The organism is Bradyrhizobium sp. STM 3809, assembly GCF_000239795.1.
In the GTDB taxonomy this organism is placed as follows: domain Bacteria; phylum Pseudomonadota; class Alphaproteobacteria; order Rhizobiales; family Xanthobacteraceae; genus Bradyrhizobium.
Map to the genome: position 1 here is coordinate 1 of NZ_CAFJ01000711.1, position 1,386 is coordinate 1,386.

Genomic DNA, 1,386 nt, shown 5'->3' on the forward strand with positions numbered 1-1,386 from the left:
TGGCGAGGGTGAAAAGATCAGCATCACTCGGGCAGAGATGTCGCGAGGCCCCGGACGCGTGTTTGATGCGACGGTTGTCACCAAGCCCTCAGATGTCATCGCCCGGCTTGATCGGGCGATCCAGTACGCCGCGGCCCATCGATTCAATCACTGCGGTCTCTGGAATACTGGATCGCCCGGTCAAGCCGGGCGATGACAGCGGGGGTGAAGTCGCGGGCAACGTACTACTTCGTGGCTCGCTCGCGCGTCATCGCTGGTGTCGTCCCGGGTCAAGCCCGGGACGACAGCGGAGTGAGAGGCGCCGTCAGTGGCCATCTCCATCACGCGGAATATTTTCGCCGCTTGCCAAGCTCCCGGCAACGGTCCAGAAAATCTCCAATCATCGGGCAGGAAACGACAGGAAGCGGAGACGGAATTGACCATCAAGGGCAAGGCCTACATTGCCGGGATCTACGAGCATCCGACCCGGCACGCACCGGACAAATCGACCGCGCAGCTGCATGCCGAGGTCGCCAAGGGCGCGCTGGAGGATGCCGGGCTCAGCGCACGGGATGTCGACGGCTATTTCTGCGCAGGCGATGCGCCGGGCGGCGCCTGGCCGATGGTCGACTATCTCGGCCTGAAGGTGCGGCACATCGACTCCACCGAGACCGGCGGCTGCTCCTACCTCATCCATGTCGGCCACGCCGCCGAGGCGATCGCCGCGGGCAAATGCTCGATCGCGCTGATCACCTTGGCCGGCAAGCCGCGCACCGGTCCGATGCCGCCGCGCGCCGCCGGAGCCGAGGCCGATTTCGAGGCTGCCTATGGCGCCACGACGCACAACGCCTACGGCATGTGCGCCATGCGCCACATGCACGACTACGGCACCACGTCCGAGCAGCTCGCCTGGATCAAGGTCGCGGCCTCGCATCACGCACAATACAATCCGCATGCGATGCTGAAGGAGGTCGTGACGGTCGAGGACGTCATCAATTCGCCGATGATCTCCGATCCCTTGCACCGCATGGATTGCTGCGTCGTCACCGATGGCGGCGGCGCGCTGATCGTGACCACGCCGGAGATCGCCAAGAGCCTGAAGAAGCCGCTGGTGCGGCTGATCGGCCATGGCGAGGCGATGAAGGGCCCGCGCGGCGGCAAGGATCTCGACCTCACTTACTCCGCCGGCGTGTGGTCGGGCCCGCGCGCCTTCGAGGAAGCCGGCATCACGCCGAAAGACATCAAATACGCCTCGATCTATGACAGCTTCACCATCACCGTGCTGATGCAGCTCGAGGATCTCGGCTTCTGCAAGAAGGGCGAGGGGGGCAAGTTCGTCGCCGACGGCAATCTCATCTCCGGCGTCGGCAAGCTGCCGTTCAACACCGACGGCGGTGGTCTCTGCAG

General features: G+C 64.7%; 2 protein-coding genes. Both read left to right on the top strand.

The genetic code is table 11. The features are described from left to right. Window positions 1-196, top strand: a 196-nt coding sequence (locus tag BRAS3809_RS37175; RefSeq protein WP_210161120.1) for a hypothetical protein, incomplete at its 5' end; no start/stop codon positions are given. 219 nt (window positions 197-415) lie between these two features. Next, the coding region (locus tag BRAS3809_RS30905; RefSeq protein WP_035659620.1) for a thiolase family protein at window positions 416-1,386 on the top strand (971 nt) is incomplete at its 3' end.